Genomic DNA, 15,070 nt, shown 5'->3' on the forward strand with positions numbered 1-15,070 from the left:
CGTCCTCAGACGTCGTCCTCGACCCGCGCCCGGAAGATCAGGTCGACCCGCCGCCGCCCCGCCTTTTCCCGCTGCGCCACGGCCCGCTTGAAGTTCAGCGCCACCAATCGGCCCCGCTCGAGCACCATTTCCGCGTCGATCAGCGCGTCACAGATCGCCGCCGACACTTCCTTGGCGGTCTGGAACCCCGCATCGTCCGAGATCACCGACACGACGAACTCGTGCCACGCCCCGCGCCCGGTCTTGTCGCTCGCATCCACCGCCCGCTCCGGGCCCAGCGCCACGTAAAGGTCCGGCAATCGCCCTTTGGGCACCGCGTCATAGACCCGGTTGCCGACCAGAACCGACAATCCCGCGTCGTTCTGCAATTCCTGGTACACCGCGCCCTGCAACGCTGCCGCCACCGCATAACTCATGTCGCCAACTCCTCGTCACAGATGCAGGACAGGAACCGCCCGCCGGGATCGGCCTCTGTCACCGAATTGATCCGAAACACCCGCGCCCCATCGCGGAACCGCTGTTCAGGCAGGGGCCGTGCCGAATGGCCCTGCGGTGCCGCGCGCACGGTGATCCGAAACCCGGTCACGGAAACCTGCCCGGCCTCGCCGACGCTCTCCCGACCCGAGCGGGGCTTCACCTCGCCCCAGATCACGCCCAGCGCGACCCAGCTCTCGTGCTGTCCGCCCGCGCCATCTGGCACCGCCTCCAGCCGTTCAAGCACAAGCTTCGAGGTCAGCCTCGGACCGCTCATGCGCCAAACCCCAGCCGCACCGGGCGATAGCGCGCGATCAGGCTGGTGACACCGAACGGCATACAGCCCTGCCCCAACGCGGTTTCGTCGCGGTACTCGTAGTAATGCGCGGCCAGCAGCATCACGGCCTGCGCCAGATCGGCGGGCAGATCGCCAAAGGCCTCCGCCATCCCCGCCCGGAACCGGACCTCCACGCTCCCATGTTCGGGGATCGACGGCAGGCACGCGCCCATCGGGCACAGCTTCGGGGCCTCGCCATCGGCGACCAGAACATACCGCGCCGGATCGACGACCGCGCCCGCGCCGAACGCATCGACCAGCGTGACCTGGCTCACCGCACGCACCGGCCCAATCGGCAACACCTGGCCCGTCACGTCCCGCCAGCGATGCAGGTTGCACAGGAAATCCCGCACCAACAGCGCCTTGCCGGTCCGCGCCTCGACCGCCGCAATCGCCGCGCGCAGAAACCCGCCCAGCAACCCGTCCTGAAGCCCGTCTTCCACGAACCCGCTGCCCAGTCGCAAATGGTCTCGCAAACGCGCCACCGGCAAAGCCGCTTCGGGTATCTGGCTTTCTTCAATCAAATACATCTTCAGTTCTCCGCAAACCTATCCCTCGGTGGGGCCGACCTGTTGTCGGACGCGCGCCGCCGCCGTTGCTCGGACGGAGGGGAGCGGCTAGACAACGCCGGCACTCCGGCGCGCGCCCCATGAGGAAGACGGCCCGCACCGCCTTCCCCATGTCCGCCATCACCGTTTAGGCAACGGCAAAGCGCAGCAGCTTGATCGCAGCGAAATCGCTCACGTCACCGCCCACACGCTTGGTCGCGTAGAACAGCACATGCGGCTTGGCGCTGAACGGATCGCGCAGCACGCGCAGATCGGGGCGTTCCGCGATGGTGTAGCCCGCACGGAAATCGCCAAAGGCAATCGCGTCAGCGCCTGTGCCGATATCCGGCATGTCCTCGGCAACCAGCACCGGATAGCCCAGCAGTCGCGCAGGCTCGCCCGACGTGAACCCGTCCGACCACAGATGACGGCCATCCGCATCCTTCAGCTTGCGCAGCGCACCGGCGGTCTTGGAGTTCATCACGAAGGCCGCATTCGCGCGGTATTCCGCCCCCAGCGCGTAGACCAGCTCGATCAGCGCATCGCCGTTGCCGATATCGCCGTCCACACCCGTCGGGATGTAGCCAAGGTTACCCCAGGTCCAGACATCGTTGTCCACCGCCCCGTGGTTCAGGATACCGCGCGGCTTGTCATTGCCGTCCCCAGTGATGAAGGCCCCCGCCTCGGCGCGGCTGAACGTGTCCGCGATCCGGCCCGCAAGCCAGGTCTCGATATCGAACGCCGTATCGTCCAGCAAACGCTGGCTGGCCTTGGGCATCGCGCTCAGCTCATGCAGCTTGATCGAAATGCGGTCGATGGTCGGCGTTCCGGTCTCGGTGCGCGCACCGATCTCGTCGGCCCAGCCCGCGCCGGTGTCGCCCTGGTCGATCAGAACGTCATAGCTCGACGCCTCGACATTGACGACCGACGCCACCGCCCGCAGCGACGCCGACGAATTCAGCACGCCGTGGATGGTCTCGGATGTCACCGGGTCGATCAGGAACCCGCCATCCCCGTTCACCACCGTGGACATGGATTTCACATCCATCTCCAACCCGCGCAGCGCATCGTCGTCGCCGGTGCGCAGATAGGCGTCGAACGCCTTGAAATGCATGTCTTGGGTGCTCACACCACCCGCCAGCGCAGGACGCCCCGCAAAGGCTGTCTTCTTGTCGATCTTGGTCATTCGCTCTTCCTGTTCCTGTAGCTTTCTGTCGAAGTCTTCCCGCTGGCGGCGCAGATCGCCCACCAACCCTGCCAACGCGGCACCCACCTGGGTGAACGGAGACACATCTTCCCCGCTCCGCGACGTTGTCCCGGTCTCACTCATCCCGATTTTCCCATCTCTGAAGGGTGGCCCTACCCGTCCACCAATATCCGGCGCGCCTCTTCGATCAGGCGTGCCATCTCCCGCAGATCCACCGCCTCCGGGGTCTCCCCCTTGGCCGCAACCCGCGCACTGGGCAGCATCGGAAAGGTCACAAGCGACACCTCCCACAGCTCCAGTTCCGTCAGAACCCTGCGGCCCTGCTTGTCCTTCGTCGCGGCTTTGGTGCGATAGCCGATCGACAACCCGTCAATCGCGCCCGCCGCCACAAGCGCTGCGGCCTCCCGGCCCCGCGCCACGCTGTCCAGCAACCGGCCCTTCACGTACAATCCCGTTGCGTCCTCTCGCACCTCGTCCCAGATGCCGATGGGCTGCGCCGGATCGTGCTGCCACAGCATCTTGACCGCGCGACCACTTTCGGCCAGCCGCTTCAACGACGCGCCGTAAGCCCCTGTTGCCACGACATCATTGCCCTGGTCGCACTGCCCGAACCGCGACGCGTAGCCTTCGATCACGCAGCCATCCGTCACGGTCACATCCGCATCGAACCGGCAAAACTTCCGTTCCAAATCCATCCTGTTCTCCCTCATGGCGTCACCTGAACAAATTTCAGGAACACATCCGCCAACACCGCGGCGGCGACGCCATAGACCGCCAGCCACATCCGCCGCTCCAGCCGCTCGATCGCGCCCTCGATCCGATCCAACCGCGACGAAATCCCCTCGAACCGCAAAACTGTCACCCGCTCATGCGCGTCCAACCGCAGCGCAGGCGCGCAATCGAACGGCTCGTACCCCCCGCGCGCGTCATTCATCGGCCAGCACCGGCAGACCCAACAGCGCCCGCTTCTCGGCATTCGTCAGGAACTCCGCCCCCGCGACCCGCGCCCATTGCGCATCCCGCTCCGCCGCCAGCGCAGGCACCTGGTCCAGATCGGGCTTGAGCACCACATCCGCCCCGATATGCCCCGACAGCCACACACTCACCGCCGCGGACACCCGCGACACCAGCGGCAACACTGTCAGCCGGTAAAACGCCCGATGCGCCTCGGCATAATTGGCAAACGTCGCCTCGCCCGGAATGCCCAAGAGCATCGGAGGCACCCCGAACGCCACCGCGATCTCGCGCGCGGCCGCTTCCTTGGTCTTCTGGAACTCCATGTCCGAGGGCGAAAACCCCATCGGCTTCCAGTCCAGCCCGCCTTCCAGCAGCATCGGCCTCCCCGCATTGCGCGCGCCCATGTGATGCGACTCGATTTCCTCGACCAGCCGCTCGTACTGGTCGTTGCCCATCCCCGACACACCATCCGTGCCGCGATAGACAATCGCCCCCGAGGGCCGCGCCGCGTTGTCCAGCAATCCCTTCGACCACCGCGAGGCCGCGTTATGCACGTCCAACGCCTGCGCCGCCGCCACCATCGGGCTCAGCCCGTAATGGTCGTCCTGCGGGTGAAACGCCTTCACGTGACAGACAGGTGCCGGGCCCTCACCCATCTCGAACCGATGCGCCTTGCCGCCAACACCGTACTCATAGGCCACAGGCCAACCATCTTGCCCCGGCACCAGCTTCATCCGGTCCGACCGCAGCACATGCAGCTCACCGGGAACACCACCGGCACCCACCGCTTCGAAATACCCGTCGCCAGACAACAAAAGCTGCCCGTAAAACGCCTCGAACAACTCCGCCTGCCCCTGCACGGGGTTCGGACGGCGCAACAGGTCCAGCACCGGATGAACCTCGTAGCGTTGCTGCGCATCCTGCAACACCAAGGGCACCGCCGCCGACGCTTCCGCGATCAGCTTGACCGCGCGAAACCCCACCGGGTTCCCGACAAATCCCGTGCGCGTTAGGGACGACGTATCCCGCGCCGACCACGCCACGCGGCCCATGTTCTGCCAGGCCACGACCGGCCCGGTGGCACTTGCCTTGGCCTCGACCCCGGCCTCTTGCTTGCGTCCTCGCCGAAAGACATCCCACACCATGCTGACCATGCTCCTCGCAATTCCATTTCGTTCCGGCACAGCCGGGACGGTCTCTCGAACCGTCCCGACCGGCCACCTGCCAAAGGCCCAAGCCCCCAAAGGCCCCTGGCGCCCCAGACACGGCTCCCTCGTCCGCAGCCCGCCGTATCGAAGGGCCCCGCTCCCAATTCACCGTTTCCGTCTAACCCTGCTGCGGTCCCACACCGCGTCGTTTTGATGAAACCAACCTACCGATCAAAGGTTAACGGCTGGAAACCATACCGTGCGCTCACCGTTGCAACGTCCGAACACGCGGCACACGCCATTCCGCCGCCCGTGCAATGACCAGATCGGTCAGCGCCCAGACCAGCGCATCCAGCCGGTCTGGCGATCCAGCGCCCTCGAAGCCCGTCCGCGTCATCCGGCACATTTCGTCCTCCAAAGCGTCGAACACCCCGTGATGCGCCACGCGCCCCTGCTCATACAAAGCCGCCACAGGCTCCGCTCGCGCGCCCTTGGATTTCGACGCGTGCACCCGAACCACCGGCACCAGCGGATCGACCTGCCGCAACACGGCTTCCACCATGTCGCCGCCCTGGTTGACCTCGGCCACCAGCGCCTGCGCCCCCCAGCGTTCCATCGCCGTAATCGCACGCCGCGCCCAAACCAAGGGCGACACCCCCTGCACCGACGCATCCTCCAGCACCACCGCCCGCCAATCCTGCGGCGGCCCGTCCGTCACAACGCCGGCCACCACGATCCCGCAGGCATCCGACCGCTTGGACGACCCCGCAGGCGGGTCCACCGCAACCACGATCCTGTCGAACTCCGGCAACGCTTCGCAACGCGACTGCTCCAAGGTCTCAAGCGACCACAACGCGCCATCCACCTGGTCCAGCAGATCACCGTCCAATTCCTGCCGCCCCAACCGCGTGCCCGCGTACCGTTCGCGCACCTCGTCCAGAAACGACGACGCCAGATAGGCCCGGTTCGCCTCGGTCGGCGCGTGCGTCACCACGGTCGAAGGCGACGCCAGCAAGGCCTTCAGAACCCCCACGTTGCGCGGCGTCGTCGTCACGCAAATGCGCGGATGCGACCCCAGCCGTAGCGTGAACTGCAACATGTCCCAGGCTTCCTGCGCACGCTTCCACTTGGCCAACTCATCCACCCAAGCCGCGTCGAATTGCGGCCCGCGCAAGCTTTCGGGGTCATGCGCCGAACAGGCCACCGCCTCCGCGCCATTGGGCCACCGCAACGTCCGTCGCGTTGCCAGCCACTCGGGTCGCCGGTCGGGCGGCGCACAGGCCATGATCCCGCTATCGCCGAAAATCATCACTTCGCGCACCTGGTCCAGTGTTTCGCCCACCAGCGCCACGCGCCGGGCCGCGCCCTTGTCCAAGGGCCGCGCGCCCTCGACCATGCTGCGCACCCATTCGGCACCGGCGCGGGTTTTCCCCGCGCCGCGCCCACCAAGGATCACCCAAGAACGCCAGTCCCCCTCTGGGGGCAACTGGTGCGGATGGGCCCAGAACTCGAACAGGTACGGCAACGCCAGAAGCGCCCCGTCCACCTCTTCAAGACTGGTCAGAAACGCGTGCCTCTCGGCAACACTTGCGGAGGCGATCAAGTCGGCACCCGACCGCAACCCGTGCCGCATCGAGGTCAAGCCCGTAGGCCCCCGCAATACCGGCATGTTCTCGGCGATGTCGTTCAATCTGAACCTCCGTTTCCTTGGCGTGTTTCAGCCAGGCACGCAGATCGGCAAGCGCCTTGGCCGCCTCACTCGACGTGCCGGTTTCCCCGGCCTCCACCTTTTCGCGCAGGTCCGCCACCATCTTGCGAATGGCCCGCAATTCCTGCGCGATGGCCTCGCGCTCGGTCTCGAGCGCGCTGCTCTCTTCTTCCGCAGTGATCAAAACCATGCGATCCTTGCCTCCTGTGCTGAATGGATCTCCGTCCATTGACGCACCGGCAGAGCACGAAGCTGTCGCCCGTGATCTGATGATGCCTAGCAGGCATGAAGCACATGACAGGAAAACCGGTAAGACGCGCCTAACGCCGCGCGCGACGGCTTAAGACTTCGACAAGATTTGCCGAAGTCCACCACTAAATCCATGAGAGAGCCACAAATTGAAGTGATTCAGCTTTGCTTAACCACAAAGCACGTCGCTCAGAACAACCCGCGCCGCAACAGGTTCAGCCCCAAAAGCAGGAACACGTAAAGCACCACCTTGCGGAATTTCTCGTTCGACATCCGCGTCCGCAACCGCGCCCCGAGTGAGAACCCAAGCAAGGTCGGAATGACCAGACCCAGCGACACCACCGCAAGGTCCGGCGTCAGAAACCCCTGCTGGATGTACGCCGTCACGAACGGCAAACTCCCGATGAACAAAAGCAATCCGGTGGCCCGCACGAACTCGTCCTTCGGCACCTGACGCGAACTCATATACATGATGACCGGCGCCACCCAGACACCGGACAAACCGCCCAGAATGCCCGAGATGGTCCCGAACCCAAGCTGTGCGACCCCGTCGAACCGGTCCGGGATCCGTGGCATGACAAACCGCAGGTTCAGCAGCGCAAAAGACACGATCGACAGACCGAGCGCCAGAAAAATCACCCGGTCGGACACCTCTGCCGACAAAGAGACCGTCAGAAAAACGCTCACCGCCAGGGCCAGCGCGAAAATCCAGTAGCGGCTGAACGCGCCCCGGATGTCGCCCATGCTCCAGACCTGCCAGGCGTTCGACACCACGATCGGCCCCAGCCCCAGCGCAATCGCCGTGCGCGGGTCGATCACCATGGTCAACATGCTGATCGCCGCCGTCGGCAATCCGATGCCCACAAGACCTTTGACCGAACCGGCGATCACGAAGACCACCGCTCCGATCAGCAGCAGCTCGGTCATGCCCATCGGGCAAGACCACGGTCAGGTGTGAAAAAGCTCAATTGTCCCGCTGCGCCTCAAGCGCTCGGTACGCCGCCACGTTCTCATTATGCTCCGCCAATGTGACCGCGAAATTGTGCCCATCCGCCGGATCGAGCGTCTTTGCCACGAAGAAGATGAAATCCGTGTCCTCCGGGTTCAGCGCCGCCTCGATGCTGGCCCGCCCCGGATTGGCGATCGGGGTGGGAGGCAGACCGTCGATCACATAGGTGTTCCAAGGCGTCTCGCGCCGCAACTCGCTCTGACGCAGACCGCGGCCCAGCACGCCTTCTCCGCGCGTGATCCCGTAGATCACCGTCGGGTCGGTCTGAAGCCGCATGCCCTGCTCAAGACGATTGTTGAACACGCTGGAGACAAGGAACCGCTCTTCCGGCGTGCCTGTTTCTTTCTCGATGATCGACGCAAGAATCAACGCCTCCTCCGGGCTGTCCAGCGGCAACCCGTCTTGCCGGTTCGCCCAGGCCTCGGCCAGAATGCGCTCCTGCGCCGACTCCATCCGCGCCAGCAACTCGGACCGGCTGCCGCCCGGCGTGATCTCATAGCTATCGGGCGCCAAGGACCCCTCGGCCGGGACCTCTTCGATCTCGTCCTCCAGAACGTCGATCTGCCCCAGCTCCTGCACGATCTGCCAGCTGGTCACACCCTCTGCCAGCGCCACGCGGTAGCGCGTATCCGCCTCCGCCTTCACCTCGGCATATTCCTCGGGCGCCGCGCCTTCCGCCGGATCGAACTCGGCAATCTCCTCGAACCGGCCCGTCGCCGGGTCAAGCTCGCGCACCTGCACGGTCGCGCTTGTGATGCCGATCCGGTAAACCACCTCGGTGCCGCAGGTGCTCGCCCCGCCGCGCGTGACGATATCGACGATCTGCTGCATCGACGCGCCTTCCGGCACCAGGAACGACCCGGCCTTTAGCTCCGATGTCTTGCCCGCGTACTCCGCCCCGATCCTGAGCAGCGCGGCACTCGACACCGCGCCATCGTCGGCCAGGCTCTCGGACACGCGGCGGAAATTCGATCCACGCTCCACCTGCACGCAGATCGGCTGTTCCAACGGCCCTTCCGAGACATAGGTGTTCTGCGCCCAGATCAGCGCGCCGCCGAACAGGAAAACGAGAACGACAAGAAAAGTCAGCGCGTTGGACGCGATGTGACGCCACATGATCTAGCGATCCATCCGACCGAAAACGACACTGGCATTGGTTCCGCCAAACCCAAAGCTATTGGACAGGGCATACCGGATCTCGCGTTCACGCTTGGCGTTTGGCGCCAGATCGACAGGCGTGTCCACCGCAGGCGTATCGAGGTTCAGCGTCGGCGGCGCCACCTGATCGCGGATCGCCAGGATCGAGAAAATCGCCTCGATCGCCCCCGCAGCCCCCAGCAAGTGCCCGGTGGCCGATTTGGTCGACGACATCGTGACCTTCGAGGCCGCATCCCCCATCATCCGCTCGACCGCACCCAGCTCGATAACATCCGCCATCGTCGAGGTGCCATGCGCGTTGATGTAATCCACGTCCTTGGGCTCGATGCCCGCATGCTTCAATGCCGCGCGCATCGACCGCTCGCCGCCTTCGCCGTCCTCGGAGGGCGCGGTGATGTGATAGGCGTCGCCCGACAGCCCGTATCCACAGACCTCGGCATAGATCTTGGCACCCCGAGCCTTGGCGTGCTCGTATTCCTCAAGCACCACGATGCCAGCACCTTCGCCCATGACGAACCCGTCGCGGTCCGCGTCATAGGGACGGCTCGCCGCCTGCGGATCGTCGCCCCGCTTGGTCGACAGCGCCTTACATGCGTTGAATCCGGCAATTCCGATCTCGGAAATCGCCGCTTCGGCCCCGCCCGCGATCATGACATCGGCATCGCCAAACATGATCAACCGCGACGCATCACCAATCGCGTGCGCGCCCGTCGAACAGGCCGTCACAACCGAATGGTTCGGCCCCTTGAAGCCGTACTTGATCGACACATTGCCCGAGATCAGGTTGATGAGCGCACCGGGGATAAAGAACGGCGACACCCGCCGCGGCCCCTTGTCCCGGATCAGAAGCGCCGTCTCGGCAATCGAATTAAGCCCGCCGATCCCCGATCCGATCATCACACCGGTGCGCAACCGGCTTTCCTCGTCCTTGGGCATCCAATCCGCATCGCGCACCGCCTGATGCGCCGCCGCCAGACCGAAGAGTATAAACTCATCCACCTTCCGCTGCTCTTTTTTCTCGAGGTAGGTGTCGGGGTTGAATGTCCCGTCGCTGCCGTCACCATAAGGCACTTCGCAGGCATAGGTCGTGGCAAGATGGCTTGCATCGAACTTGGTGATCGTGCCCGCCCCGGACTGCCCGTCCAGAATGCGGCTCCAGCTCGCCTCGACCCCGTCGGCCAGCGGTGTCACCAATCCCAAGCCTGTCACAACTACTCGACGCATGGTGTTGCCCTTCCCTCGAATGCACTTGCCCGCTCTTACCCCGTTCGCGCCGGAAGCCGCAAGAGTCGAGCCGACCCCGTGGACATTCTTCTCAGCCTCCGCCGCAGAGCCCCGATGTTTCCGTCAACGGAAACAGACGATGCGTCAACGCATCGCCACACCCCCAAACTATAGTGGAAAACCCACACGGCGCACCCCGACAAACCGTCCCCAAGACCCTGTTTCCGTCAACGGAAACACACGATGCGTCACCGCATCGTCGCGCTAGCCCCACCGCGCGCCCAGATCGGTCTTGGCCCGGTCCACCCAGTGCTCCTGCAACCACGGCGTCGGCTTGGCGTACCGGATAAACGACCCGCGATATCCCGCGATCGCTTCGGGCATCTTCGGTCGTCCATGGAAACAGACCACTTTCGCCTCTTCGGGCAGGCGCGCCGCGTGCAGGTAATTGCCCGGAAACGGGTTGCAGTCGTACTTGAAGCTCACCACCCAATTATCTGGGATATATGCGAAAACACCGTTTCCCATTGCCTTGTGCGACGTGTAGCGCTGCTCCGATCCCCGCGCGATTTCAACCTCGCGATAGGCGTCCGCCGCAAGATCGTCATAGAGGAACCCATGCACCGCCGGATCATACCGAAACACCGATCCGTGCCCCGTGGGCCGCCCCTTGCGCGCTTCGGTCCAGTCATGCCGCATGACCACATGCCCCGGTGCCAGCGTCAGGAGATCGTCCAGCGATCCGGTGATGACCACGTCCAGATCGAAGCCCAGAACCGGCCCCTCCAGATCCGGGATCAGCCCCGGCCTGAACAGCGAAACCTTGCGCATCGCCCCCTGCCGGTTGGCGACTTTCAGCGCGGCGGCCATCGGCTCGGCAAAGGGCTCCACCGGCAGGTCCAGCACCTCGACCTCCGGATGCAATCCCTCGGCATGGTCCGTCATGCACAGAAACCGCACCGGACAGGACAGGTTGCGCCGCACCCCGGAATAGAGCCGGTTCACGTATTCCGGCCCGAAAAGTGTGCCCCACTTGATGCAGGCGACTGTGGCGATGGATGGCATGGTCATGCGTCCGCTTAGCAACGGTTTGGCCGAATGACCAGATGCCGCTTGGCGCGGTTCAACTGCGCACGTATAATATCCCCCAATCGAAGCTGAGATGCAGGAGGACATGATGGAGATTGTGCGCACCCTGCGGGTGTCAGGCTGATCGCCGCACCCGGCCAGACACGAGGCCTGAACATATGCTCCACCGGGGCAGGTTTCTCAGCGACAGGAACAAAACCTTGACCACGTATACCCTCGCCGATCTTGGATGGTCGGACCATTTCGCACGTCAACTGACCGAAGACGACGCAGACCTCATCCCCGCCCGCATTTCCGAGGTGCATCGTAGCCAGCTCGTTGCCCTGACCGAAGCGGGCGAATTGCGATTGACCCCGGCCGAGGCCGCCGGTGCATATGCCGTAGGCGACTGGGTGCTGACCGACGGCGCTTCCGCGCTGCGGCGGCTCGATCCGGTGACCGACCTGCACCGCCGCGCCGCCGGTCACGCCGTCGGCAGTCAGCGCATCGCGGCCAATGTCGATACCGTCGGCCTGGTCACAAGTTGCAACGCCGATTTCAACGTCGCCCGCCTGGAACGGTATCTGGCTCTGGCGCTGGCCTCGAACGCATTGCCGCTGGTGATCCTGACCAAGGCCGACCTCTGCGACGACCCCGACAGCTTCAAACGACAGGCCGAACGCCTGTCACCACTTGTCACCGCGATCACGATCAACGCCAAGGATCCCGAGGACGTGAAGCGCCTCAACCCCTGGTGCAGCAAGGCGCAGACGCTGGCCCTGCTCGGCTCCTCCGGCGTCGGCAAGACCACCCTGCGCAACGCGCTGGCAGGTGAGACCGAAGCCACTCAGGACATCCGCGAGGATGACGCCAGAGGCCGCCACACGACGACACACCGCGCCCTGCGCCCCACCTTGGCGGGCGGCTGGCTCATCGACACGCCGGGGATGCGCGAATTGCAGTTGTCCGGCACCAGCGAAGGGCTGGAAGAGCTTTTCGACGACATCGAAACCCTCGCCGCCCAGTGCAAATTTTCGGATTGTGCGCACGAAAGCGAACCCGGTTGCGCCGTCAAGGCAGCCTTGGCTTCAGGCGCCCTCGACCGCGCCCGCTTCCTGCGCTGGCAAAAATTGAACCGTGAAGATCAATACAACTCCGAAACCATCGCGGCCGCCCGCGCCCGCCAGAAATCCTTTGGCCGCGTCGTCAAAGAAGCAATGGCCAAAAGCCGCCACAAGCGCGGGTACGAGGATTAAAAAGCAATCATTGGACCGCTGGGCTGGCCGAATTCATCTGACAGCATAATTGAAGTGTCGCTCACCCAAAGCGCGGTGCGCGCTTTGGGCCCAAGATGACACATGCTGCAATCTGAACGAATGTCGGCGTTTATGCGATCACGACGAGCCCGCCTTTCGCAAAACCATGCCGTAGTCTTCTCGGATGAATTTGAACGCAACCGCGAATGGAACGACGCTCGCGAAGAGGACCATGGCCAGCCAGATCGGACCTTGAGGTTGCCCCGTTGCATCCAGGATCGCTCCGGCTGTTGGTGGCGTGGCAAGCATGAAGGCGTAATAAATCGTGAAGAAGACCCCCATGCCAAAAGCGCGTACCTCTGACCGTAGGGCCAGACCGGCAAGCGCCATGATGACACCAGCGGGCGCCATCCCGATCAACCCGAAGAGCAAGCTTGCCGTAAGCCCGGCGCCAGGGTAACTCAGCAACCAAAGGGCGATCACTGCACCGGTCATGCATACCGACAAGACGAGATTGCGGCGGCCAAACCGATCAACAATCTGACCGCATAACGCCCCAGAGCCGATCATCAACCAACTCGCGATACTAATGACCGCCGCGGCGGCAATTGCCGTCTGTCCAAGGTCCTCCAAAACCTTTGGGCCGAAAGACAAGTACGTCACATAGGCCGCATTGAAAGCACCCCAAGCTCCACCAGCACAGAACACCAAACGCCACTCCTGCCGGGTCAATCGCGCCGCGCCGCCTGGTTTTGCGGTGGGCAGGTCGCCCGGCGCGCGATAGAAGAGATAAACTGCCGCCGCTGCGAGCAGGCAATAGGCGGATGCAATGTGGAACGGCACCCGCCAGCCATAAACTTCGCCCAGCCAGACATGCCCCACTTGTCCCATCGCGATGCCGAAAGGCCAGGACATGACGAGGATGCTCATTGCGGTTGCGATCTCGTGGCCTTCGAACCAATCGACGACCATCTTGGTGAGATAGAGATTGATGATGAGAAACCCGATACCAGCGACCACACGTCCGGCCCCGATTCCGGTGCTGCCACCCGCAAGCCCTGAGACGAGTCCCCCCACGGTCAAGGCCATCAGCCCCAGAACCGCCATCTCGCGATCCGAAATCAGCCGTCCAAGGTACCCCGCCGGAAGTGCGAGGATCAGCCCCGGAGCCATGAAAATCCCAATCAGCAGGCCAACGCTTGCGTAGTCAAGACCGAAGGCGATGGTCAGGCTATCGCCCACAGAGGCCAGCGTCTGGAACTGAAATCCAGTCCCGATCCGGGCAAGAAAGAGCAGAGCGAGGATGCGCCAGCGCATTACGCCCAACCGAGCCCACGCAGCGCCTGCACATCGTTCCAGATCTTGGTCATATGGCTGATCTTGTCGCCGTCGAATTGCATCACATAGGCATAGTCGGACACCACGGCCTTTCCGGTCGGCGCCGCTGGCCCGCCCGGTCCCGTCTGCGTGCCATGGAATTCGGCAGTTGCCACAGCGGTGGCACGCGCCTCATCCATCGCGAAGGACGTGAGCTTGTAGCGTCCATCAGGCACTGGGGTCAGCAACCCCTTCATCCACTCGCAATACTCTGCAAGCGTCCTGGTTTCGGCCAGAGAGTCAGCTTGGCACGCGAAAGTCGCGCCTTCTGTGCACCAGTCTTGGCAGACATCCCATCCTTTGCCGGTTTCGCAGGCATCAAAGAAAGCTTTTGCGGTATCGAACTGAGTCATCTGGGTATCCTCCAAGCTGGTTTTCCAGAAGCAGCTTAAGAGAAAGTCAGGCAGTCGAAGTATCGTGCAGATGCATTATTCTGCGAAGACGTGGTGCAGTATTTGACTACAGCATTTGCTGGATTGCGTGTTGTGTCGACACTGCTCACACTGTCTCTCAAGGATTTTTTGCAAGGCGGCGGCCATGTCAGCACAAATCGAATTAAGTCCACGGGAACTGGAAATCGCACAATCCTATGCAAGTGGTGCGACGTACCAAAGGATCGCAGACACCCTTTGCATTGCGCCATCCACGGTGCGCACGCATCTCGCGACGATCTACCGAAAACTCGAAGTGTCGTCCAAACAGGAACTGGCCACGCGACTGAGCGGCGAAGTCCCGCAGCCTCGCAATCAGTCTGAAATGGCTGCTGTCATCTCGGAACTGGCTCTGAGCCTCGAAGAAGCGATCAGTCGTGAAAAAGCACTCAGTGAGGTGCTACGGATCATCGGGGCAGCAAAAGGCAACTTGGACGCCGTGATGCCCTTGATCCTCGGCCATGCGCTTGAATTGTGTGACGCGGAATATGGCATCCTTTTCGAGTACGGGCAGAACGGGAAATTCCACGCAACATTCACGCTCGGGATTCCGTCTGATTTCGAGACATGGTTCGAAGATAAAGGCTGGTTCGCCGTGAGCCCTGAAACAGGCCTCGGCCGCATGGATGCCCAGCGTGACGTCATCAATATATTCGACGTGAAATCGGAGGCTGTCTACAAGACCAATGATCCCTTACGCCATGCAACCGCCGATTTGGGCGGTGCACGATCCTTCGTCGCCATACCGATGTTGGCCGCTGACGACCTGGTCGGTGCATTTGCACTGTACAGACAGACCGTCCGTCCATTCTCAGACGATGCCACCAGACTGGCGCAGCTTTTTGCAGCACAAAGCGTGATCGCGCTGGAGAATGCGCGGATGATCAGAACCATGCAGGACGCGAGCGATTGATACGGA

17 protein-coding genes are annotated in these 15,070 nt (G+C 63.4%); 2 read left to right on the forward strand and 15 right to left on the reverse strand.

What is annotated here, in order from left to right; all coding sequences use genetic code 11:
• Positions 1 to 5: 5 nt before the first annotated feature.
• The 13 genes from Q1B16_RS17810 to Q1B16_RS17870 all read right to left on the reverse strand — a co-directional run bounded on the left by Q1B16_RS17810 (position 6) and on the right by Q1B16_RS17870 (position 11,090).
• Complete coding sequence (locus Q1B16_RS17810; protein WP_299792010.1) at positions 6 to 416, reverse strand: DUF3168 domain-containing protein; 411 nt, start codon at positions 414 to 416, stop codon at positions 6 to 8.
• Positions 413 to 751, reverse strand: a complete 339-nt coding sequence (locus Q1B16_RS17815; protein WP_299792013.1) for a head-tail adaptor protein — start codon at positions 749 to 751, stop codon at positions 413 to 415. Before Q1B16_RS17815 ends, Q1B16_RS17810 begins: the two co-directional genes overlap by 4 nt.
• Positions 748 to 1,341 (reverse strand): head-tail connector protein, encoded by a 594-nt coding sequence (locus Q1B16_RS17820; protein ID WP_299792016.1) that lies wholly within the window; start codon positions 1,339 to 1,341, stop codon positions 748 to 750. Before Q1B16_RS17820 ends, Q1B16_RS17815 begins: the two co-directional genes overlap by 4 nt.
• Before the next feature lie 166 nt (positions 1,342 to 1,507).
• A complete protein-coding gene (locus tag Q1B16_RS17825) occupies positions 1,508 to 2,689 on the reverse strand; it encodes a phage major capsid protein (protein ID WP_299792019.1) in 1,182 nt (393 codons plus the stop codon).
• A gap of 29 nt (positions 2,690 to 2,718) precedes the next feature.
• Positions 2,719 to 3,261, reverse strand: a complete 543-nt coding sequence (locus Q1B16_RS17830; RefSeq protein WP_299792022.1) for an HK97 family phage prohead protease — start codon at positions 3,259 to 3,261, stop codon at positions 2,719 to 2,721.
• 11 nt (positions 3,262 to 3,272) lie between these two features.
• On the reverse strand, positions 3,273 to 3,500 hold the full coding sequence (locus tag Q1B16_RS17835; protein WP_299792025.1) for a hypothetical protein: 228 nt from the start codon (positions 3,498 to 3,500) through the stop codon (positions 3,273 to 3,275).
• Positions 3,493 to 4,668: a phage portal protein gene (locus tag Q1B16_RS17840; RefSeq protein ID WP_299792028.1), complete on the reverse strand. Its 1,176-nt coding sequence runs from the start codon at positions 4,666 to 4,668 to the stop codon at positions 3,493 to 3,495. Before Q1B16_RS17840 ends, Q1B16_RS17835 begins: the two co-directional genes overlap by 8 nt.
• Positions 4,669 to 4,936: 268 nt before the next feature.
• Positions 4,937 to 6,304: a terminase family protein gene (locus tag Q1B16_RS17845; protein ID WP_299792031.1), complete on the reverse strand. Its 1,368-nt coding sequence runs from the start codon at positions 6,302 to 6,304 to the stop codon at positions 4,937 to 4,939.
• Positions 6,222 to 6,569, reverse strand: coding sequence for a hypothetical protein (locus Q1B16_RS17850; protein WP_299792034.1), 348 nt, complete (start codon positions 6,567 to 6,569; stop codon positions 6,222 to 6,224). Before Q1B16_RS17850 ends, Q1B16_RS17845 begins: the two co-directional genes overlap by 83 nt.
• 248 nt (positions 6,570 to 6,817) lie before the next feature.
• A complete protein-coding gene (locus Q1B16_RS17855) occupies positions 6,818 to 7,555 on the reverse strand; it encodes a sulfite exporter TauE/SafE family protein (protein WP_299792037.1) in 738 nt (245 codons plus the stop codon).
• 37 nt (positions 7,556 to 7,592) lie between these two features.
• Complete coding sequence (gene mltG, locus Q1B16_RS17860) at positions 7,593 to 8,753, reverse strand: endolytic transglycosylase MltG (RefSeq protein ID WP_299792040.1); 1,161 nt, start codon at positions 8,751 to 8,753, stop codon at positions 7,593 to 7,595.
• Positions 8,754 to 8,756: 3 nt separating this feature from the next.
• Entirely contained in the window at positions 8,757 to 10,019 is a 1,263-nt protein-coding gene (gene fabF / locus Q1B16_RS17865; protein ID WP_299792043.1) for a beta-ketoacyl-ACP synthase II, read from the reverse strand.
• Between the two features lie 264 nt (positions 10,020 to 10,283).
• Positions 10,284 to 11,090 (reverse strand): glycosyl transferase, encoded by an 807-nt coding sequence (locus Q1B16_RS17870; protein ID WP_299792046.1) that lies wholly within the window; start codon positions 11,088 to 11,090, stop codon positions 10,284 to 10,286.
• A gap of 218 nt (positions 11,091 to 11,308) precedes the next feature.
• Between Q1B16_RS17870 and rsgA the strand changes: the two genes are divergently transcribed.
• Entirely contained in the window at positions 11,309 to 12,343 is a 1,035-nt protein-coding gene (gene rsgA / locus Q1B16_RS17875) for a ribosome small subunit-dependent GTPase A (RefSeq protein ID WP_299792049.1), read from the forward strand.
• Positions 12,344 to 12,481: 138 nt separating this feature from the next.
• On the opposite strand, the gene Q1B16_RS17880 is transcribed toward rsgA, so the two are convergent.
• A complete protein-coding gene (locus Q1B16_RS17880) occupies positions 12,482 to 13,660 on the reverse strand; it encodes an MFS transporter (RefSeq protein WP_299792052.1) in 1,179 nt (392 codons plus the stop codon).
• Complete coding sequence (locus Q1B16_RS17885) at positions 13,660 to 14,073, reverse strand: nuclear transport factor 2 family protein (RefSeq protein ID WP_299792055.1); 414 nt, start codon at positions 14,071 to 14,073, stop codon at positions 13,660 to 13,662. Before Q1B16_RS17885 ends, Q1B16_RS17880 begins: the two co-directional genes overlap by 1 nt.
• A 184-nt stretch (positions 14,074 to 14,257) precedes the next feature.
• Here Q1B16_RS17885 and Q1B16_RS17890 point away from each other — a divergent pair, with 184 nt between their 5' ends.
• Positions 14,258 to 15,064 (forward strand): LuxR C-terminal-related transcriptional regulator, encoded by an 807-nt coding sequence (locus Q1B16_RS17890; RefSeq protein ID WP_299792058.1) that lies wholly within the window; start codon positions 14,258 to 14,260, stop codon positions 15,062 to 15,064.
• The last annotated feature ends 6 nt before the right edge of the window (positions 15,065 to 15,070 follow it).

The sequence above is a fragment of the uncultured Marivita sp. genome (assembly GCF_947488135.1).
Lineage (GTDB): Bacteria > Pseudomonadota > Alphaproteobacteria > Rhodobacterales > Rhodobacteraceae > Marivita.